Origin of the sequence: Enterococcus sp. DIV1682a (assembly GCF_051711005.1) — a bacterium.
Lineage (GTDB): Bacteria > Bacillota > Bacilli > Lactobacillales > Enterococcaceae > Enterococcus_B > Enterococcus_B hirae.
The window spans coordinates 683,046-702,100 of record NZ_JBIOLT010000001.1; the positions used below are offsets into that span (position 1 = coordinate 683,046).

Consider the following 19,055-nt stretch of genomic DNA (forward strand, 5'->3'; position numbering starts at 1 on the left):
AAGTCTGTCGATTATATTCAGATCAAAATGATCATGGCACGGTCTTAAATCAGCACACTCTTTTCATGCTCTTGATCATATTCTTTTTCCATTTTTAGCATTCGTTCACGTTCTTTTTGGTTATACCAAGGAGAAACTGTGAAAGCCAAGACATCATTCAATAGGTAAACGGAACTATTGACAAACATAGCTAAACTAGCTGAACCATGTCTAAATGAGATGTACCACAGAACCATCTGTGCTAATCCTGAAGCCAACCACCAATAATATTGGTTATTGTAACGCAAGAAACTGATCACACCAGCTGTCAAACTGATTGAAAAGGCAATAGCATCGATCCAAGGACGTGGATCGTCTGTTAAGCGCCCAATCAAGAAACCTGAAATAGCATAAACCAGGATCGTAGCAAAAATTGCGACTAACCATGTTTTTCCATTGAACTTACGGATTTTTGCTGCCATGTTATGATTCCATTCTTTACTTAATAAAACAGGGATATCTAAGGTGATCATATAGGCGATTTGTTCGCCGATACTCAAGTAATTTTTAGCAGAAAAACCAACGATGATGAAACAAATAGCTGATAAAATTCCTAAAATACCATTAACAGATTTCGCTGCATTGATTGATAAGATACACAAGACACCAAGTGTAGTACCGATAAAAGTGATCACCGCTAACCAAGTAATAGGGCTATTCACAAGGGTCATAATCTGACACCCAAGACTAAAAAAGAAAAGATAGTAATTTTGTTGAGGCCAACCTTTGAGTTGGTGTGCTAAAAAGCGAAAATAATTTATCATTGATAAAAGCTCCTTTAAACACTAAATATAGTATGTGTTCGATTTGTTGACACAACCTATTGTATTACTTTCAAAAAATATTTCTAGTCTTTCAATTTAAAATAATATGTGTTATGATACTTTTTGCTTTGTTTTCTGGAAACATGAAAACTTTACATTGAATTGATGAAAGAATGGAAAGTCAACCGACGTAGGTGAACTTTCCATTTTTTTCTTTATAAAAAAACTTTTGACCAAAGAAAATGTTAAAATATGAAAAAGAATAAAAGATTAAAGGAGTAAAAAAATGAATTTATCTGCTATCCATCATGTCGCAATTATTGTATCTGACTATCAAAAATCACGGGAATTTTACGTTGATAAGTTAGGCTTTGAAGTAATCCGTGAAAATTATCGTGCGGAAAGAGAAGATTATAAATTAGATTTAAAGCTTGGAACAGCTGAATTAGAAATATTCGGGGTAGCTAATGCGCCTAAACGTCCAAGTTATCCAGAAGCATGTGGATTAAGACATCTGGCTTTTAAAGTGGAACAGATTGAATCTGTCATTGAAGAGCTTCGTTTAAAAGGGATCGAAACTGAGCCAATTCGAATCGATACATTTACTGGGAAAAAAATGACTTTTTTCTTTGATCCAGATGGCTTGCCGTTAGAATTACATGAATAAGTAACAAAATTGTCACTTTTTCTTTCTGTCATTCGATTTTTTTTAATAAAAAATCTTGATATGCTAGTAAAAAAAGGAAAAGGGAGACACTGATGAAGATGAAAAAAATTTTATTTGGGTCAGCTATTCTCATACTTATTGGGCTAACGGCTTCGTTAGGATTATTGACTGCTACGTTTCGTTATGATGATATTAGTGAACAAGAATATCAAGTCTCACTGAAAAAAGCAGTGGGAATCTTTAAAAAAGAAACAAATAAAACAAAAGTTCAAATGGTTCAGTTTGTACCAAAAGAGGATGTCCAACAACAAACAAACAATACCTTTCAATATCTTTTCGTAGATTCTGAACAAACGCTTGTTGTCAATCCTACAACCGGAAAGCCAGCTGTTCGTTCGAGTAAATTAGCTGAAAACCAACCATTCTTTGACATCAAAAAGATCTACTCAAGCAAATCTCCTCAAAAGGCAATGAAAGAAGCTGTTAAACAAAGTGGAAAGCGCAATGCTAAAGTAAGAAGTTGGGTTTTGCTAATGAAAAGCGACAAATTATACTATGAGATCAAATTAGCAGAGGATAATGAAGAATCTGTTTTGTTGATTCGTGCCTAAAAATCAATAGCTATCATTTTTCTTTTTTACAATATAAGAGTAAGCTAAATGTGTAAAAAAGAAAGGAAGTCATTGCTATGGAAAAGATGAAATGCCCAAATTGCGGGAAAAAGTTTACTTATGAAGAAGTCAACAATGTAGTTGAACATGTTGATAAAGAAATGCCGATCGTTTGTCCTTATTGCCGGACAGAAGCTGCTCGCATCGTTTCACATGGTTATTTTGTTACCCAAAAAATCGAGGATTATTTAAAATAACTCTTTTGATCTTTATTTTTCAGTGATAGAATGAAAAAAAGGAGAGAATGAAATGATTCGTTTTGCAAAAAAAGAGGATGCTCAAGAGATTGCTCCGCTTATTTTAGTTATTTTAAATGATATGGAATTACCTTTTTTACAAAAGTATGGGAAAGAAAAAACAATTGAAATCTTAGAAGAAGCCATTATGGATCCCGATTATCGTTACAGTTATACAAGAGGAATTGTTGAAGAAATTGATGGCAAGATAGCTGGTGTAGCATTTGGCTACACAGATGAAGAAGAGCCATTTATCGATAAACCCTTAGAAGTAATTTTAGGAAAACATGGAATTACAGATAAGGAACAATTATTTGTAGATCAAGAAACATTTCCTAAAGAATGGTATTTGGATTCCATTTCCGTTTCGGAAGCTTTTAGAGGACAAGGAATAGGTTCACACTTACTTGAAGCTTTACCTAAATTAGCTAAAAAGACTGGGCGAAATGTTATTGGTTTAAGTGTAGATGAACAAAATCCTAACGCCAAAAGATTGTATGAACGTCACGGATTTAAAGTAGTAGGTAAAAGGAAAATCAGTGATCATCTTTATGATCACATGCAAAAGGAAATTTAATGGTTTCTTAATTAAATCAAACTTATTATTTTTTAATAAAGACATTTAAATTGTTGTAACTATTATTTGATAAAATGTTGAGTGAAAACAAGGTTTTTCACTCTTTTTTTGTTTTGTTTTCATAAATGTCAGTTGTATATATTAAATGATAGTTGTTATGATCTCTTTTTTATGAAAATATTTTTCATTTATTTTCAATTATTCTGTAATGACGGGTCTTTTTTTAAGTATTAAAATATGCTCTATCGCTCGTCACTGGGCTTGGAGACAGGAAAGGACCGTTGAAATGTTAAGAAGTAAAATTGGGAATATATTTGGTGTTGTGCTATTATTTTTAAATCTCTTTGTTGCTCTACCTGCAATAGCGGAAACTTATACGCCTCAAGATTCTGGTAGCATCTATGATGATTTAACTGGTGATTATGGAATATTAGGGATTGCTTCTCAATTCCATATATTCGCAAAAGAAAAAACGACGATAAACGCGCATACAAATGGTAATATTGCAACAAAAGAGCTAGATGCAAACAATAATTTTGGGACAGATATCATCACGGGTGACCTCCAACTAGAAATCAACTATGTTCAAGCAACTGATTCTTTGATTGGCTCATCCTTTACTTCGGGAGATAGTAACCGAGTAAATAAATTTGTTGTAGGTTCTTCAATTAGTACAGGGATCGAAAATGATCGGGCAGTGGTGAATGGCTCAAGGATCGACCATTTATCTGCTTCAGAACTTTATCAAGATCGACCTGGGAATACTTATATTGATTTTGACACGGAATTTGCAAAATTAGAAGGAGCTTCGGAAAGTTTGATGTCGATTACTCCTGCTAAAACCTATCTTTCAAGTGATTTTCCTGATATGAATAATCGAACGATTGATGTAACAGGAATGGGAAGTTCAGATGTTGTAATCATCAATGTGGATGCTTCAGTGTTATCATTGAATACACCACTGAATATTGTAAATTCTGAAAATAAAATTTTGGTTATGAATGTCATCAATGCACCAGCTGATTTCACGATCCAGTCACAAATTCATTACAATAATCGAGCAAATCATGAAACGGAAGATTTTTCTGACGCAAATATTTCATGGAATTTCCCAAGTAATGTAACGAACTTGGCGATAAATGCACCTTTTCAAGGAACCATTATTGCGCCACGAGCAGACGTCACAGCCAATCAAAATATGGACGGAACGATTATCGGAAAAAATGTTACGCTAAATGCAGCAACCAATCGTTGGGACCCTAACGAAATTTTCCTTGCTGATAATTCAGATAATTCTGGATCAAGTGACAGCAGTACGGATACGACAAGCAGTGACAGCAGTACCGACACAACAAGCAGTGATAGCAGTACAGATACCACAAGCAGTGATAGCAGTACGGACACGACAAGCAGTGATAGCAGTACCGATACCACAAGCAGTGACAGCAGTACGGATACCACAAGCAGTGACAGCAGTACGGACACGACAAGCAGTGACAGTGATACCGATACGACAAGCAGTGACAGCAGTACAGATACGACAAGCAGTGACAGCAGTACGGACACGACAAGCAGTGACAGTGATACCGATACGACAAGCAGTGACAGCAGTACGGACACGACAAGCAGTGACAGTAGCACTAACCCAACAAGTGGTGACAGTGATACCGATACGACAAGCAGTGACAGCAGTACGGACACAACAAGCAGTGATAGCAGTACTAACCCAACAAGTGGTGACAGTGATACCGATACGACAAGCAGTGATAGCAGTACAGATACGACAAGCAGTGATAGTAGTACGGATACGACAAGTAGTGATAGCAGTACAGACACGACAAGCAGTGACAGTAGTACTAACCCAACAAGTGGTGACAGTGATACCGATACGACAAGCAGTGACAGCAGTACGGATACCACAAGCAGTGATAGCAGTACGGATACGACAAGCAGTGACAGTAGTACTAACCCAACAAGTGGTGACAGCAGTAGCAACCCAACAAATGGTAATAGTGATACTGACACGCCAACTCCATTTCATATTGATCCAAGTATGAGCGGAGAGGATACCAATCAGGTGTATCCTAATAATAGTAAAAATAATCAATCAAATGGAATGAATAGCACCATCCCACAACAAGGGAAGGGTACTGATTTAGATAGAAATGAGTTTAACAGTTCCACAAATGAAACAACTAACGTAACCGATGAATCTCGGTCAATGGATTTTCAAGATCAAGATTCACAAGTTTTGCCAAAAACAAATAGTGCTTCCAATAAATGGTTAGCAATTGTTGGTGGAATGATTATTGTATTAGTTGTTATTGTGGGATTTATGAGAAGAAAGAAGCATAAATAAGAAGAATAAATAAAGGCTCATCAAGTGCTTGACTGAGCCAACTAAAAATAAGCCTTCCTACATGAAGCGTATCTGCTAAGTTCGTTTGCTCTGACTAGCGGGTCTTGTTTCCTAGAGGATGGCTTATTTTTTCTTGAAGTTATTCTGATTATAAGAAGGAGCAAGTTAATTTGTGTCTAATCGGTAAGAAAGAGGTGTATCTTTGTCATGGTTTTTACGGTATAACCAGTAGTCTAATACAGCTGCGATACAGATACAGATAGGCGCATTTTCTTCCATTGGAATATCAAGTACATAATAATCTCCAGAAAAAAGCGTTGCTTTATCCATTTTCATGATTCGTTGATTAAAATGATGGATTTGATATTGATGGTTATAGATATCTCCTTGAACTGTCCAATGTAGACGACGTACATAGTAAAAATCCCCGGGCCAGTTAAAGATTTTTTGCATCGTTCCTACTTTTTTAAAATCCTTATAAAGTTCAAAACGGGTTCCGAAAGTTAGACTCGTTTGTTTAATATGTGCCACAAGATTTCCGTTCATTGCATAAAGAGACAAAGCATCTCCTTTTGTTCCCCAACGACCAACCATTAAGAAGATGGATTTACCAGATTCATTTTTAACAACAGTCCTCGTGACACGACTGAGATGCTTTTCTTGAATGAAAAATTCTGACATCTTTCTCCCTCTTTTCTCGAAAATTATAGATTTTCGGAAATTGCCCGTAAGATTGCCTTGCCGACCCCAGACTCCAGGTTAGTATCAGTGACAAATTTTGCGTAATCTTTGACTTCGATTTCAGCATTTCCCATCGCAAAACTAACACCAGCCACTTGTAACATACTAACGTCATTAAAATTATCCCCAATCGCCATGACATCGTCTAATTCGATTCCTCGGTCATGTGCGACATGAGCCACAGCAATTCCTTTTTGGGCATTTTTGTGATTGACCTCGATATTGTTTTGACCAGACGAAGTAACAGCTAAGTCACCCAGTTCGCTGATTTCTTTTCCAACTGGACCCAATACTCGTGGACCTTCCGTATGGAAACAAATCACTTTTAATACCTCTAATGTTTCGTCTTGGAGCAAGTCACGAATACTATCAACATAATTGATATGCAAAAGTTCAAGGTTGGCTGAAGCCATCGCAATCGCCATTTTATATGTTAAATGGGGGAGATGACTACCAATCATTGAGGCAAAGCTTTCAATTCTTTTGGCTTGGCTTTCAGAATAAAGCCCTCGATTGGTCGATACTTCATAATAAATCTCATTTTGATCAAGGATATCTAAGACAGTTGCAGTTTTTAGAGTCGGTATTGGAACAGTGAACAAGGAGTTTCCTGTTTTGTCGAAAACTTGCGCACCATTTAGCGTAATCATGGCACAATCAATGCCAACTTCATCTAAAGCCGCACGTGCTTCTTGATAATTGCGACCAGTCGCAACCATAAATTCAATCCCTGCATCATTGGCAAAGCGGATCGCTTCGGCATTTTCGGGTGATATACTCATATGGGCATCTAATAAAGTACCGTCCATATCTGATGCGATTAATTTGATCATAACTCTCATCGTTCCTTTCTTTCTCTTCTTCTTAGTTTACCATATCCAGATGACACTGCGTGCGAAGATTGCCCCTTGTTAAGAAAGAATTTGTGAGTTATCCTGATTGTTGGAGGTGGAACGATTGAAAGAAATCATTCATAACAGTTGGCAAACGATTTTAACAGATGAGTTTGAAAAAGAATACTACCAAAAGTTAAGAAACTTTTTAAAAAAAGAATATACGACTCAGAAAATTCATCCAGATATGTATCATATTTATGAAGCGTTGGAATTGACTCCTTACGAAAAAGTAAAGGTTGTGATTTTAGGTCAAGACCCTTACCATGGTGTCAATCAAGCACATGGCTTATCTTTTTCTGTGCAACCAGGGGTTAAAATTCCACCATCATTAAACAATATCTATAAAGAATTGCAAAGTGATTTAGGTATTTCGCCGGTCAAACATGGCAATTTAGTTTCTTGGGCTAAGCAAGGCGTTTTACTATTAAATACGGTACTAACGGTCCGAGAAGGTCAAGCTTACTCACATCGTGGCAAAGGTTGGGAAATATTGACGGATAAAATCATTGAAAAATTAAACGAACGAGAAAAACCAATCGTTTTTATTTTATGGGGGAAACCGGCTCAAGAAAAAATGAAAATGATTGATAAAAGTCGGCATATCATTTTAACATCTGCTCATCCTAGTCCATTATCAGCTCATCGAGGATTCCTAGGCTCTAAACCTTTTTCTAAGACCAATGATGCACTGATGGCATTAGGGGAAACACCGATCGATTGGCAATTACCTGAAACAGTGTAGTAAGACAGCGTTTTCCTGTTATATGTCAGATTGTATGTTATGTGAAAGACTTCATTACTAATGGTTTTTTGACTGATACAGATAAAATAAACTGTTCTTTTTTTTGGGAATAGTGTATGATGGATACATAGAAAATATCTGGAGGTCATCTTGTGGAATTGTTTGATAGTTTGAGATTCAAAATTGTACGTCGCAGCATTAAAATCGTTTTTCCTGAAGCAACTGATGCAAGAATTTTAGGTGCAGCAGCTCGTTTGAAAGCGGAAGAATTAGTGGAACCTATTTTGATTGGTAGCGAAGAAGAAATCACAGCTGCTGCTCATGCTCGTGGAATTAAAACTTCAAGTTTTACGATCATTGATCCAAATCGTTATGATAAATGGGATGAAATGGTTGAAGCTTTTGTGGAACGTCGTAATGGAAAGGCATCCAAGGAACAAGCAGAAAGCATCTTAAAAGATGTCAATTACTTTGGTACGATGTTGACATATATGGGAATTGCTGACGGGATGGTTTCTGGTGCGATTCACTCAACTGGAGATACTGTTCGTCCAGCGTTACAAATCATCAAAACAAAACCAGGCGTCAGCCGAACAAGTGGTGCGATGATCATGGTACGTGGACGTGACCAAGAAAAATATGTCTTTTCAGATTGTGCTATCAATGTCAATCCCAATGCCCAAGAATTAGCAGAAATCGCTGTAGAATCAGCAAAGACTGCTGAATTATTCGATATTGATCCTAAAGTAGCATTAATGAGTTTTTCAACTAAAGGATCTGCGAAAGCACCAGAAGTGGATAAAGTGGTCGAAGCAACTAAAATTGCAAAAAAATTAGCGCCTCAATATGTAATTGATGGCGAATTACAATTTGATGCTTCTTATGTTCCTTCAGTGGCTCAACTAAAAGCACCTGATTCTGATGTAGCTGGACAAGCAACTGTCTTTGTTTTCCCAGAATTGCAATCTGGAAACATTGGTTACAAAATTGCTCAACGTTTTGGTAACTTTGAAGCGATCGGACCGATCTTACAAGGATTGAATAAACCAGTTTCTGATTTATCTCGTGGAGCAAACGAAGAAGATGTGTATAAATTAGCGATCATTACTGCAGCCCAAACATTATTAGATTAAGATCTAAGACTCAATGAATAAGAGTTCGTGAAAGAAGCGATCGGCTCCGAGCGTATAAGCGCTGATTTTTTTGAAACATTTTTCATGTTTTGAAAAATTTAGACTTATTGCAAGGAGCTGATGATTGAAAAATATTTATTCATTTTGACACATATGAAAAAGCTCGGGACGACCTTTGTCCCAAGCTTTTTTTTGCTTTAAAAAATTTTCCATCCACGATATACTGTCACAAAAGGCTAGATGAAGGAGTAAGTTAGAATGATTGAATTAAGTGGTTTAGATAAGACAGAAGAATTGGCAAAAGTCATCGGTGAAGTGGCACTGCCTGGGGATAATTTAGTATTAACTGGTGACTTAGGAGCCGGAAAAACAACGCTGACCAAAGGGATTGCTCGCGGATTAGGAATCGAACAAATGATCAAGAGTCCCACTTATACAATTATTCGGGAATATGATCAAGGTAGATTGCCACTTTATCATATGGATATTTATCGTGTAGCAGCTAGCGGCGCGGATCTTGGTTTAGATGAGTATTTTGAAGGAGAGGGTTTATCTGTCATTGAATGGGGAAATCTTTTAGAAGAGGCATTACCAGAAGACTATTTGGAACTGATTTTAGAAAAAAGTGATACAGATTTAGAATATAGATATGTGAAATTGCAAGCATATGGGGAGCAAAGTGAAGCTTTCAAACAGCGGATCGTGGAAAAATGGAGACAAAACAATGAGTGAAGAGATCTCATTGACCATTCGAGAAGCTCAGCCAAATGATGCCAGTGAATTATTAGCAATGATGCAACAAGTAGAGGAAGAGACTGACTTTTTGGTTATGGATGAACAAGGAATGGAGCTAACACCTGAAGCCTTAGCTTTATCCATCGAATATCTACAAGACAGCAACAATAATCTTTTACTCTTAGCTTGTATGGGTCAAAAAATCATCGGGGTTGTTTCTGTTAAAGCAGGCGAACAATACCGCATCTCTCATGTGGGAGAGGTTGGAATCAGCATCTTAAAGGACTATTGGGGTTTGGGCTTAGGAACGATGTTGCTTGAAGAAGTATTGATTTGGGTGAAAGAAAATGGTGTACTTTTTAGACTGGAATTAGATGTGCAAACTCGAAATGAACGAGCGGTTCACTTGTATCAAAAAATGGGTTTTGAAATCGAAGCGCTTATGAAAAGAGGGGCCCGAACAGATGATGGGGACTTTTTGGATGTCTATAGGATGTCTTTATTGATTGACTGATCTTAGATTTAGGAGGAACGGTCAGTCCATTCCTCCTAAATCTAAAGAGTGCGACATAGATTTTCTGAATTATTTGTTTATTTGAACCGTTAGTATTTTATCGGACAGGATTAGCATTTTTTATTTCTATTTTTCGAGAAACAGTAGATTTTTGGATGTGCTTTGAAGCTGTAATGCACTGTTGCTTTTTTTGATAGAAATATGATTGATCATTGATTTCTCCCGTAAAAATTTGGTTAATAAAGGGGTCTTTATTAAAGTCAAGTGTATAGTCATATTTGACTTTTTTTAGCTTTTTTATTAAATACCATGTAAATAAGTGATTAAAACAATTTAAGAAGCCACCGAATTGTTTTATAGGAGCTAACAAAGATTTACGAGCGGTTATAGTGGGATTGGAATTAGAATTAGAACTAACATTTTTCCAAGTGATTTTTTCATAGTATGGATCCCTCAATTTAAATATATCGTATTGACAGTGAAATAATGCTGTTTTGATAGGTGCTTTTATTGCAAGGGTAGTATCATTAGCTACTTTTTGATAGCCAGTATATACATTAAGAGGAAGTAGTTTTTTAGATATAGAGTGATCAATGATTGTCTCTAATATTTCTCTTTTTTTTATAGTTGGTAATTCTGCTTTTGTGTACTTTTTAACTTGATTGTTTAGAAGTAGTTTTTCGCAAAGAGAGGATAAATTTTCTGGCGGAATCAAGACGTAGGAGACAGGAAGTCCATCAATAGGTCTCATTTTATCAACTATTACTGCTTTATAACCAGTAGGGGCTTTATAAATCAATAATCCAGAAGCGCGAAATCCATCTATTACTCCCATGTTGAGATCGATCTTCGGTTTTTTTAAAAGATAGTGAATTGGGAGAAGCATGAAATCTGTAGGGTCATCATCCCTCATAGTTTGAAGGACATTTGATAGTTCTTCACCATGTTCAAATGTGTAAAATTGCTTACTTCGTTCAAGGGACTGGATGAACTTCTCTTTTTTTGTTGCTTCAATAAAAAAATTATCGTGATCTTGTTTCAATGTTTCAATATAAATCGAAAGTAATAAAGGATAATTGGTTTTATCATCACTTGATATCCAATTAACATTATCTTTCAAGCCTAAGGTAAGTGCCCAGATGTCACAGAGACGGTGTAACTCATTAACGTATGGCATATGATACTCCTTTCACTTTTATTGAGTATAGTGTCTCATATCTTACCGTTGTATCGAGGACATCTTTTCAAATAATCAGAAAAAATTGGTGAATGGTTGGAATGAAGGGGATAAAGGTTCTTGAAAAGGTTAAAAAAGGCGATCAAAAAATCCATGGTTACCTGTAAAAAGCAACCATGGATTTTTTGTCTACCTGTTTTTTAGTAGCTCATTTTAGGGTAACTAATTTTTTCAAAGGATCTGTTCCAAAGTGTTTTTCTTGATAAAGTAAAATCTCTGCACAGGCACGACTGTCTTCTAATGCATCATGGTGATTCGCTAAAGTGATATTTAAATTTTCACAGACAGTATTCAATCGATGATTTGGCATCTCTGGAAATAAACGACGACTGGTTTTTACCGTACATAAAGATAAATAATGAGGTTGGAGCAAATTGTAATAATCTAAACAACCAGCTAGAACTTTCGTATCAAAAGCTGCGTTATGAGCGACGACTAAGCGGTTTTTTTGGAAATAATGTTGAATCGTTTGCCAAACTTCAGGAAATTTGGGTGCGGTACGAACATCTTCTTGATGAATACCGTGAATTTGAACATTTCTCCAGAAAAAAGGTGTTTCTGGCTGGATGAGTGTGTAATATTCATCAACAATTTGGCTATTTTGGACCATAACCAATGCTAATGAACAAGCACTGTGGGATTGATGGTTGGCTGTTTCAAAGTCCATTGCAACAAAATTCATGTGCATAAAACCTCCTTAAAAAATAAACACTAACATAAAAAGTGAAGAAAAGAAAGTGATGGATATGTAAAAAAAATCAATCAAATGAAGAAAGACCACGCTCAAAAAAGAAGCATCTTTGCTGATCTTTCTTCATTCTTTTTAATAAAAATATTCAGCCCTGCCTAGGATGATGATGGCTAACAATGAGATTATTTCAAGTCTAGTTCTACGGGACAATGATCGCTTCCCATAATCGAGGTATGGATTTTTGCATCCACCAAGCGTGGCTTCAACTCGTCACTAGTTAAGAAATAGTCGATACGCCAACCTGCGTTGTTTTTTCTAGCATTGAAACGATAACTCCACCAAGAATAAATACCAGTTTGTTCAGGATAGAAATAGCGGAAGGTATCAATAAAGCCATTTGCTAACAAGTGTGAGAAGGCAGTTCGTTCTTCCATCGTAAAGCCAGCATTTTTTTGATTGGTTTTCCAATTTTTCAAATCAATTTCCTGGTGGGCAACGTTTAAGTCGCCACACACAATGACTGGTTTTTGTTTTTTTAGTTCTTCTAAGTAATGGTAAAAGGCTTCTTCCCATTGTAAACGGTAGTCCAAGCGTTTTAATTCATTTTGGGAATTAGGTGTATAACAAGTAACTAGAAAGAATTCAGGGTATTCAAGTGTGATCAAACGTCCTTCTTGATCATGTAAATCAATGCCCATTCCATAAGAGACATTTAGTGCGGGTTCTTTGGCAAAGATCGCTGTGCCTGAATAGCCTTTTCTTTCTGCATAATTCCAATATTGATGATAGCCAGGTAAGTCTAATTCGATTTGACCGGCTTGTAGTTTGGTTTCTTGAAGACAGAAAAAGTCGGCATCTAATTCATTAAAGACGTCTAAAAAATTTTTATTGACGATTGCACGTAGGCCATTCACATTCCAGGAGATAAATTTCAATTAAATACGCATCCTTTCTTTTGGATCTTAGATTAGCATTTGTGGTTCTATTGTACCTTATTTTACTAAAAAATAGTGTAAGATAAGAGTAATGAATGGATTGGAGGAACGAACATGCGAATTGGTGTGATTGGTGTGGGTAATATTGCAGAAAAAGCGTATTTACCTACTTATGCAAAAAATCAAGGAAAGATTGATTTCTACTTTGCGACTAGAAACAAAGAAACGAAAAAACGAATCCATGAAATGTATGGATTTGACCATCTATATGAATCAATTGATGAACTACTGTCTCAGGATATCAAGGCTTGTATGATTCATGCAGCCACAAAGGTACATTATGAATTAGCCAAAAAATGTCTTGAAAATCAGGTGCATGTGTATATCGATAAACCACTCAGTGTTGACCTTAATGAAATCAACGAATTACAAGAACTGGCAGATAAAAATCAAGTTGTCTTAATGGTTGGATTCAATCGACGTTTTGCTCCAATGGTCGAACGTTTGAAACAAGTTCCCGAGAAGCGGCTCATCCAGTTACAAAAAAATCGAATTGCCGCTCAGGAAACAACGGAATTTGTGATCTATGATTTGTTTTTACATCTTGTTGATACGGCGGTATATCTTTTAGACGAACCGATCTTGCGTACGAAATATCAGATCCGTGAAACAAAAGAATTTTTGGAATTTGCGGTTTTACAATTGGAAACAGCCCATCAAACAGCAATTTTAACAATGGATCTTTTAAGTGGAGCAAATAGCGAGAACTATCAGATCACTAGTAAAAGTGGTACTTATGAAGTGGCGGAATTAACGGATATGATGATCCAACGAGCATCTGGTATCGAAATAGAAAAATTTGGCGATTGGGAAAGTACGTTAGTCAAACGCGGTTTTGAGCCAATGGTTCAAACATTTTTCGCAGAGATTAGCAAAGAAAAACCTTCAATGGAAGGATTGAAGCAACAAGGGATCATGCAAAGTCATGCACTTTGTGAAGAAATGCTACGCAAACATACAAGACAACAAATGTGAGGGAAACTGGCAAGTTTGTTTTAAGCGTGATAGAATAATGGGGATGTTTGATATAGAAAGGAAAATCCTCAGTGAATAAAGAAGACTTAGTTAAAAATTTACCAGCACTCAATCTATTGTTTGATGAACCATTGATGAATTACACGTTTACCAAAACGGGCGGTCCAGCGGATGTTCTCGTTTTCCCAAAAACACAAAATGAAGTAAAAGAAGTAGTGGATTATTGCCGAACCCATGATGTACCTTGGATGGTTTTAGGTAATGCCAGTAATTTGATTGTTCAAGATGGTGGGATTCGTGGCATGGTGATCATGTTGACTGAGATGAAACAAATCCGAGTTTCTGGGACGATGGTTACAGCTGAAGCTGGAGCAAAATTGATCGATACGACCTATGCGGCGTTAGATACTTCTTTAACCGGGTTTGAGTTTGCTTGTGGCATTCCTGGAAGTATCGGAGGCGCTGTTTATATGAATGCAGGTGCCTATGGCGGTGAAATCAAAGACGTATTAGCAGAAGTGGATGTTTTATTAGCTGATGGTAGGTTGAAAACTCTAACCAACGAAGAAATGGCGTTTTCTTATCGACATAGTAAAATCCAAGAAATGGATGCAGTCGTTTTAGAAGCACGTTTCCAACTAACTGCAGGAGAGCATGAAGTAATCAAAGGGCGGATGGACGAGCTGACTGAATTACGTCAATCGAAACAACCATTGGAATATCCTTCTTGTGGGAGTGTATTCAAACGTCCTGTGGGGCATTTTACTGGTCAATTGATCCAAGAAGCTGGATTACAAGGCTTAAAATGGGGTGGCGCTCAAATCTCTGAAAAACATGCTGGCTTTATTGTCAATATTGATCATGCGACCGCTACGGATTATACAGAATTGATCGCGCATATCCAAGAAGTGATCAAAGAAAAATTTGATGTGTCTTTGGAAACAGAAGTACGGATCATTGGCGAAGCAAAAACAGTGGATGCAAGCATGTAACCATTGCTAGTTGAATGAACTAGCCATCAATGACTACAGTGAGATGTTCAAACTTTTGTGATAAAACAGATAGAAAGAGCTATTCTGTTTAGAAAGGAAGTTAGCTTATGCTAGATAAACATGTTCCTTATGCCGAGATTTGGATGACTCGTCCATTAAGTGACAGTCTCCCTACGCAATCTTTAGCGACTGGGTATCATTTTGAGTACTACCGTCTAGGCGATGAAACCGAATGGGCAAGAATCGAACAATCAGTCGGAGAGTTCGCAACAGAAACAGAAGCACTTGCTTACTTTCAGAGAGCTTTTTTACCTTATCAAGAAGAACTTCAGCAACGAATGCTTTTCGTTGTAACTGATACAGGTGAAAAAATCGCGACTTGTACCGCTTGGTTCAAAAAACGGAAGGATGGAAGCTATCCGCTTTTTCATTGGCTGGCAGTAGATCCGAGGCATCAAGGAAAAGGGATTGCCAAAGCATTAACGATCGAAGTATTGCGTATTTTCCAAAAGCTGGCATCTCATGGACCAGTGTATCTGCATACGCAAACTTGGAGTCATCCTGCCATTCAACTATACCAAAAGCTAGGGTTTACGATTATCGCTGAGAATTTTGATGGACGTCCGAATAGCGAGTATTCCTTAGCAATGAACACTTTGGAAAAATTGAATATAAAAGCTAAAAAAGACTAACATTCTTTTTGTGGAATAACCGTGATAATGGAAAGTAGAATCAGCTATTTTCTGTGATCATGGTTATTTCGGCTTTCTTTTTTCCGACCTACTGGTTTCATTTCAAATAGGTTTAGGCTGAAATGTAAGAATGTATATATAACTATAGGATACAATTATGAATGGAAAACAGTTATTTAGGAAATGAATGACCTGAAGAGGTAAATCTAGACTATAATACATTTAATATTTATTAAAGCTTTGAGAAAGATGTGCCAAATGATATTAAAGGGAGCGATATCATGAAGAAAACAGAAGAAATCAATCAAATTATAGTAGAATTATACGACTTGATTCTTAATAAAGAAGTCAAAGAAAGGGAAAGAGTATCATTAATCGAGGCTAAAAACAAACTAGAAAAACAAGAATATTTTCCAAGAGTAATGAAAGATCTGGAATATCAACTACGCCCTTTAGCGATCAAGAGTCAATTGACACCACCAGTCGCAGCTTTTTATTTAAAAATTTCTACGATAGGGCGATTTGAACAAGAATTAGGTCGAGGATTAGCTTCGACGCCTATCGCTTTTGGACCATTTTTTCAATAAATATCCCCTGAAGCGTGGAACCACTGCTAGCTGGTTTATCTGATCTCTTTAATAAGTGTAAGTAGTGCAATTCCTGAACACACTTTATTTGTTTTTATACTCATCAAAAAAGCCTAGGACGTTCTTGTCCCAGGCTTTTAATAGTAGACTATTTTTCTTATACTGGTTTCTAAAGTTATCGATAGGATCACATAAAGAATAATTGACGATAAAATTTTGTTTATTTCGAAGATGCTTTTCTTCTTTCAGTTCGTGATTCTCTCTTTTTTCTGGGGATGAAGTTACGGATAAAAGTAAACTTCCGATAATCATTCTGACTATAAAGATATCCAAAGATACTAAACGTCAAGGCTCCAATGAAATTGACGAATAGGTCTTTCATTGTGTCAATAATTCCTATGTCAAGATAACCACCAGAAATCACATATTTTTCTGTATTTCCAGCTGAATCTTTATATTCCACGATGGTTTGCTCGATATTAGGGATCGAGTGGACAGTATTGCCATCTTTACTTAACTCCACACTATTGATTTGTTGGACAAGGCTATCTTTTTGCATGTCCAGTTGAAATAAATGATCAGCTGAAAATTCAACAAATTCCCACATCACACCGACTGTCATTGAAAAACAAAATGAAACGATAGCTAACAATAATGGTGTTAGATTCATTGTTTTCGTGTTTTTGTTCAGTAAGTAGACAAGTGAAAAACCAACCCCACCAGCTAAAAAACCAGTTAAAGCATGTAAGATAGTATCCCACATTGAGAAATACCCGTAGAAGTCACTTAATTCTCCTAAAACAGTTGAACTAAAAATAAATGAAATAATAATGATTTCTAACATATTCGGGATTTCGATCTTTAACATTTTTTCTAGAAGATAAGGAATTTCAAATAAAACTAGAGTTAGCAATAAGAGAAAAGTATTTCCCATGTTTTGCTGAAAAATTTGATCGACTAACATTACTGTAACGATGACCCGTAGAAGAATATAAAACGCATGGGTAATTCTTCCAGCGGTTTTGGTACCATTCATAAAAAACATTTTCAGATAGTTCATAAAATAACTCCTTTATCTATAGTAAAGATTATACTAGGGTAAAAGCGCAAACCAAAATTATTTGTACCAAAACGCCTAAATGAATAAGAAAACAGCCAACAAAAATTAGCAAAAGTAGTTATCTAGAGATGCTAGATGAAAAAGTCATTGTTTATTGATAAAAAGAATAAAAAAATAGTTGGAATTGTGAATTTTTTCACTTAAAATAAAGGAGTACTAAAATTTAGGAGGAAAAGAATGAAAAAAGTGCTAAAAAGTTTGGTGGTTTTTACATCAGTTTTAACAATGGGAGCTTGTAGTGCAGATTCAAAAGAAAAAACGACGACAAGCACGAAATCATCTGAAAAAACAGAGGTATCTTCAGGTGCATCGGAACAAACGTATACCAACCCAGCTGAAATGAAAGATTCTTATGATATTATCATTGTTGGTGCAGGTGGAGCAGGGATGACAGCAGCGATTGAAGCAAAAGATGCTGGATTGAACCCAGTCATCTTTGAAAAAATGCCAGTAGCAGGTGGGAATACCTTAAAATCCTCAAGTGGAATGAATGCATCAGCCACTAAATTCCAACAAGCTGACGGAATCAATGACTCCAATGAAGCGTTCTACGAAGAAACATTAAAAGGCGGAGGTGGCACCAATGATCAAGAATTACTCCACTACTTCGTTGATCATTCAGCCGCTGCGATTGATTGGTTGGATCAAAATGGAATCAAATTGGATAATTTAACAATTACTGGGGGAATGAGTGAAAAAAGAACCCACCGTCCTTCAGATGGCTCAGCTATTGGTGGTTACTTAGTTGACGGATTGTTAAAAAATGTACATGAACGTAAAATTCCTATTTTTGTGAATACAGATGTAACTGATATCAAAGAAAATAGTGGTAAAGTCAATGAGGTGACTGTACAAGTCCAAGGCGAAGAGCCAAAGGAAATCAAAGGAAACGCAATTGTAGTGACAACTGGCGGGTATGGTGCCAATCAAGAAGTGATTGAAAAATACCGTCCTGATTTAGCAGGCTATGTCACTACTAACCAAGTAGGCTCAACTGGTGATGGAATCACGATGATTGAAAAATTAGGTGGTCAAACGGTTGACATGGATAAAATCCAGATACATCCAACAGTCCAACAAGATGAAGGCGTCTTGATTGGTGAAGCTGTTCGAGGTGAGGGGGCTATTTTAGTCAACCAAGAAGGACAACGATTTGTGAATGAATTAGATACAAGAGACAAAGTTTCCGCAGCTATTACAGCTTTACCGGAAAAATCTGCTTATTTGATTTTTGATCAAGGAGTAAGAGATCGAGCAAAAGCAATTGATTTCTATGAGCAAAAGGGTTACGTGACTTCAGGAGATGATCTGGCAGAATTAGCTGAAAAAGTAAATGTGCCTGCAGACAATTTGGCTCAAACACTTGAATCCTGGAATAAAGCAGTCGATGCTCAAAAGGATGACGCTTTTAATCGGACGACAGCGATGGATAATGGGCTGACAGAACCTAAATACTATGCGATCAAAATTGCCCCAGGTATCCACTACACAATGGGTGGCGTGAAAATCAATACGAAGACAGAAGTGTTGAATAAAGAAAATCAACCGATCACTGGGTTGTATGCTGCTGGTGAAGTAACTGGGGGGCTACACGGGAACAATCGGATTGGTGGTAATTCGGTTGCTGAAATTATTATCTTTGGCCGACAAGCTGGACAACAGGCAGCAAAATTCGTCAGTGAAAATTAAGAA

Annotated in this window: 21 protein-coding genes; 14 read left to right on the forward strand and 7 right to left on the reverse strand. The window is 36.6% G+C overall.

What is annotated here, in order from left to right; translation table 11 throughout:
- Positions 1–44: 44 nt before the first annotated feature.
- Complete coding sequence (gene pnuC / locus IGJ23_RS03020; RefSeq protein WP_010738309.1) at positions 45–803, reverse strand: nicotinamide riboside transporter PnuC; 759 nt, start codon at positions 801–803, stop codon at positions 45–47.
- Positions 804–1,089: 286 nt separating this feature from the next.
- Here pnuC and gloA2 point away from each other — a divergent pair, with 286 nt between their 5' ends.
- The 5 genes from gloA2 (at position 1,090) to IGJ23_RS03045 (ending at position 5,313) form a co-directional block, all read left to right on the forward strand.
- Positions 1,090–1,470 carry an SMU1112c/YaeR family gloxylase I-like metalloprotein gene (gene gloA2 / locus IGJ23_RS03025; protein WP_010719876.1) on the forward strand — a complete coding sequence of 127 codons (381 nt, stop codon included), beginning with the start codon at positions 1,090–1,092 and terminating at the stop codon, positions 1,468–1,470.
- Positions 1,471–1,562: 92 nt separating this feature from the next.
- The gene (locus tag IGJ23_RS03030) at positions 1,563–2,081 is read left to right on the forward strand and encodes a hypothetical protein (protein ID WP_438774614.1); all 519 of its coding nucleotides are present in this window, start codon (positions 1,563–1,565) and stop codon (positions 2,079–2,081) included.
- 77 nt (positions 2,082–2,158) lie between these two features.
- The gene (locus IGJ23_RS03035) at positions 2,159–2,338 is read left to right on the forward strand and encodes a hypothetical protein (protein WP_010738307.1); all 180 of its coding nucleotides are present in this window, start codon (positions 2,159–2,161) and stop codon (positions 2,336–2,338) included.
- A gap of 52 nt (positions 2,339–2,390) precedes the next feature.
- On the forward strand, positions 2,391–2,954 hold the full coding sequence (locus IGJ23_RS03040; RefSeq protein WP_438774615.1) for a GNAT family N-acetyltransferase: 564 nt from the start codon (positions 2,391–2,393) through the stop codon (positions 2,952–2,954).
- Between the two features lie 286 nt (positions 2,955–3,240).
- Positions 3,241–5,313: a collagen-binding domain-containing protein gene (locus IGJ23_RS03045; protein ID WP_438774616.1), complete on the forward strand. Its 2,073-nt coding sequence runs from the start codon at positions 3,241–3,243 to the stop codon at positions 5,311–5,313.
- A 165-nt stretch (positions 5,314–5,478) separates the two neighbouring features.
- On the opposite strand, the gene IGJ23_RS03050 is transcribed toward IGJ23_RS03045, so the two are convergent.
- Together IGJ23_RS03050 and IGJ23_RS03055 are read right to left on the reverse strand one after the other, a co-directional pair.
- Entirely contained in the window at positions 5,479–5,994 is a 516-nt protein-coding gene (locus IGJ23_RS03050; RefSeq protein WP_010719869.1) for an LURP-one-related/scramblase family protein, read from the reverse strand.
- A 23-nt stretch (positions 5,995–6,017) separates the two neighbouring features.
- Positions 6,018–6,887 carry a Cof-type HAD-IIB family hydrolase gene (locus IGJ23_RS03055; protein ID WP_010719868.1) on the reverse strand — a complete coding sequence of 290 codons (870 nt, stop codon included), beginning with the start codon at positions 6,885–6,887 and terminating at the stop codon, positions 6,018–6,020.
- 124 nt (positions 6,888–7,011) lie between these two features.
- Here IGJ23_RS03055 and IGJ23_RS03060 point away from each other — a divergent pair, with 124 nt between their 5' ends.
- The 4 genes from IGJ23_RS03060 (at position 7,012) to IGJ23_RS03075 (ending at position 10,074) form a co-directional block, all read left to right on the forward strand.
- Positions 7,012–7,692, forward strand: a complete 681-nt coding sequence (locus IGJ23_RS03060; protein WP_010719867.1) for a uracil-DNA glycosylase — start codon at positions 7,012–7,014, stop codon at positions 7,690–7,692.
- Positions 7,693–7,844: 152 nt separating this feature from the next.
- Entirely contained in the window at positions 7,845–8,825 is a 981-nt protein-coding gene (gene pta / locus IGJ23_RS03065; RefSeq protein WP_010719866.1) for a phosphate acetyltransferase, read from the forward strand.
- A 258-nt stretch (positions 8,826–9,083) separates the two neighbouring features.
- Positions 9,084–9,557, forward strand: coding sequence for a tRNA (adenosine(37)-N6)-threonylcarbamoyltransferase complex ATPase subunit type 1 TsaE (gene tsaE, locus IGJ23_RS03070; RefSeq protein ID WP_010719865.1), 474 nt, complete (start codon positions 9,084–9,086; stop codon positions 9,555–9,557).
- The gene (locus tag IGJ23_RS03075; protein WP_034699781.1) at positions 9,550–10,074 is read left to right on the forward strand and encodes a GNAT family N-acetyltransferase; all 525 of its coding nucleotides are present in this window, start codon (positions 9,550–9,552) and stop codon (positions 10,072–10,074) included. Before tsaE ends, IGJ23_RS03075 begins: the two co-directional genes overlap by 8 nt.
- A 97-nt stretch (positions 10,075–10,171) precedes the next feature.
- On the opposite strand, the gene IGJ23_RS03080 is transcribed toward IGJ23_RS03075, so the two are convergent.
- From IGJ23_RS03080 to IGJ23_RS03090, 3 genes are all read right to left on the reverse strand, one after another.
- The gene (locus IGJ23_RS03080; protein ID WP_063626701.1) at positions 10,172–11,251 is read right to left on the reverse strand and encodes a hypothetical protein; all 1,080 of its coding nucleotides are present in this window, start codon (positions 11,249–11,251) and stop codon (positions 10,172–10,174) included.
- A 208-nt stretch (positions 11,252–11,459) separates the two neighbouring features.
- Complete coding sequence (locus tag IGJ23_RS03085) at positions 11,460–11,993, reverse strand: 3'-5' exonuclease (RefSeq protein ID WP_010719861.1); 534 nt, start codon at positions 11,991–11,993, stop codon at positions 11,460–11,462.
- A gap of 191 nt (positions 11,994–12,184) precedes the next feature.
- Complete coding sequence (locus IGJ23_RS03090; RefSeq protein WP_368024232.1) at positions 12,185–12,937, reverse strand: exodeoxyribonuclease III; 753 nt, start codon at positions 12,935–12,937, stop codon at positions 12,185–12,187.
- A 114-nt stretch (positions 12,938–13,051) separates the two neighbouring features.
- On the opposite strand from IGJ23_RS03090, the gene IGJ23_RS03095 reads away from it, so the two are divergent.
- From IGJ23_RS03095 to IGJ23_RS03110, 4 genes are all read left to right on the forward strand, one after another.
- Positions 13,052–13,972, forward strand: a complete 921-nt coding sequence (locus tag IGJ23_RS03095; protein WP_438774617.1) for a Gfo/Idh/MocA family protein — start codon at positions 13,052–13,054, stop codon at positions 13,970–13,972.
- Between the two features lie 71 nt (positions 13,973–14,043).
- Positions 14,044–14,964, forward strand: a complete 921-nt coding sequence (gene murB / locus IGJ23_RS03100) for a UDP-N-acetylmuramate dehydrogenase (RefSeq protein WP_438774618.1) — start codon at positions 14,044–14,046, stop codon at positions 14,962–14,964.
- 107 nt (positions 14,965–15,071) lie between these two features.
- Positions 15,072–15,656, forward strand: a complete 585-nt coding sequence (locus IGJ23_RS03105) for a GNAT family N-acetyltransferase (RefSeq protein ID WP_438774619.1) — start codon at positions 15,072–15,074, stop codon at positions 15,654–15,656.
- A 281-nt stretch (positions 15,657–15,937) separates the two neighbouring features.
- Positions 15,938–16,243 carry a bacteriocin immunity protein gene (locus tag IGJ23_RS03110; protein ID WP_010738298.1) on the forward strand — a complete coding sequence of 102 codons (306 nt, stop codon included), beginning with the start codon at positions 15,938–15,940 and terminating at the stop codon, positions 16,241–16,243.
- Between the two features lie 220 nt (positions 16,244–16,463).
- On the opposite strand, the gene IGJ23_RS03115 is transcribed toward IGJ23_RS03110, so the two are convergent.
- Complete coding sequence (locus tag IGJ23_RS03115; protein WP_126344523.1) at positions 16,464–17,303, reverse strand: hypothetical protein; 840 nt, start codon at positions 17,301–17,303, stop codon at positions 16,464–16,466.
- A 237-nt stretch (positions 17,304–17,540) separates the two neighbouring features.
- On the opposite strand from IGJ23_RS03115, the gene IGJ23_RS03120 reads away from it, so the two are divergent.
- A complete protein-coding gene (locus IGJ23_RS03120) occupies positions 17,541–19,052 on the forward strand; it encodes a flavocytochrome c (protein ID WP_010719853.1) in 1,512 nt (503 codons plus the stop codon).
- Positions 19,053–19,055 lie beyond the last annotated feature (3 nt).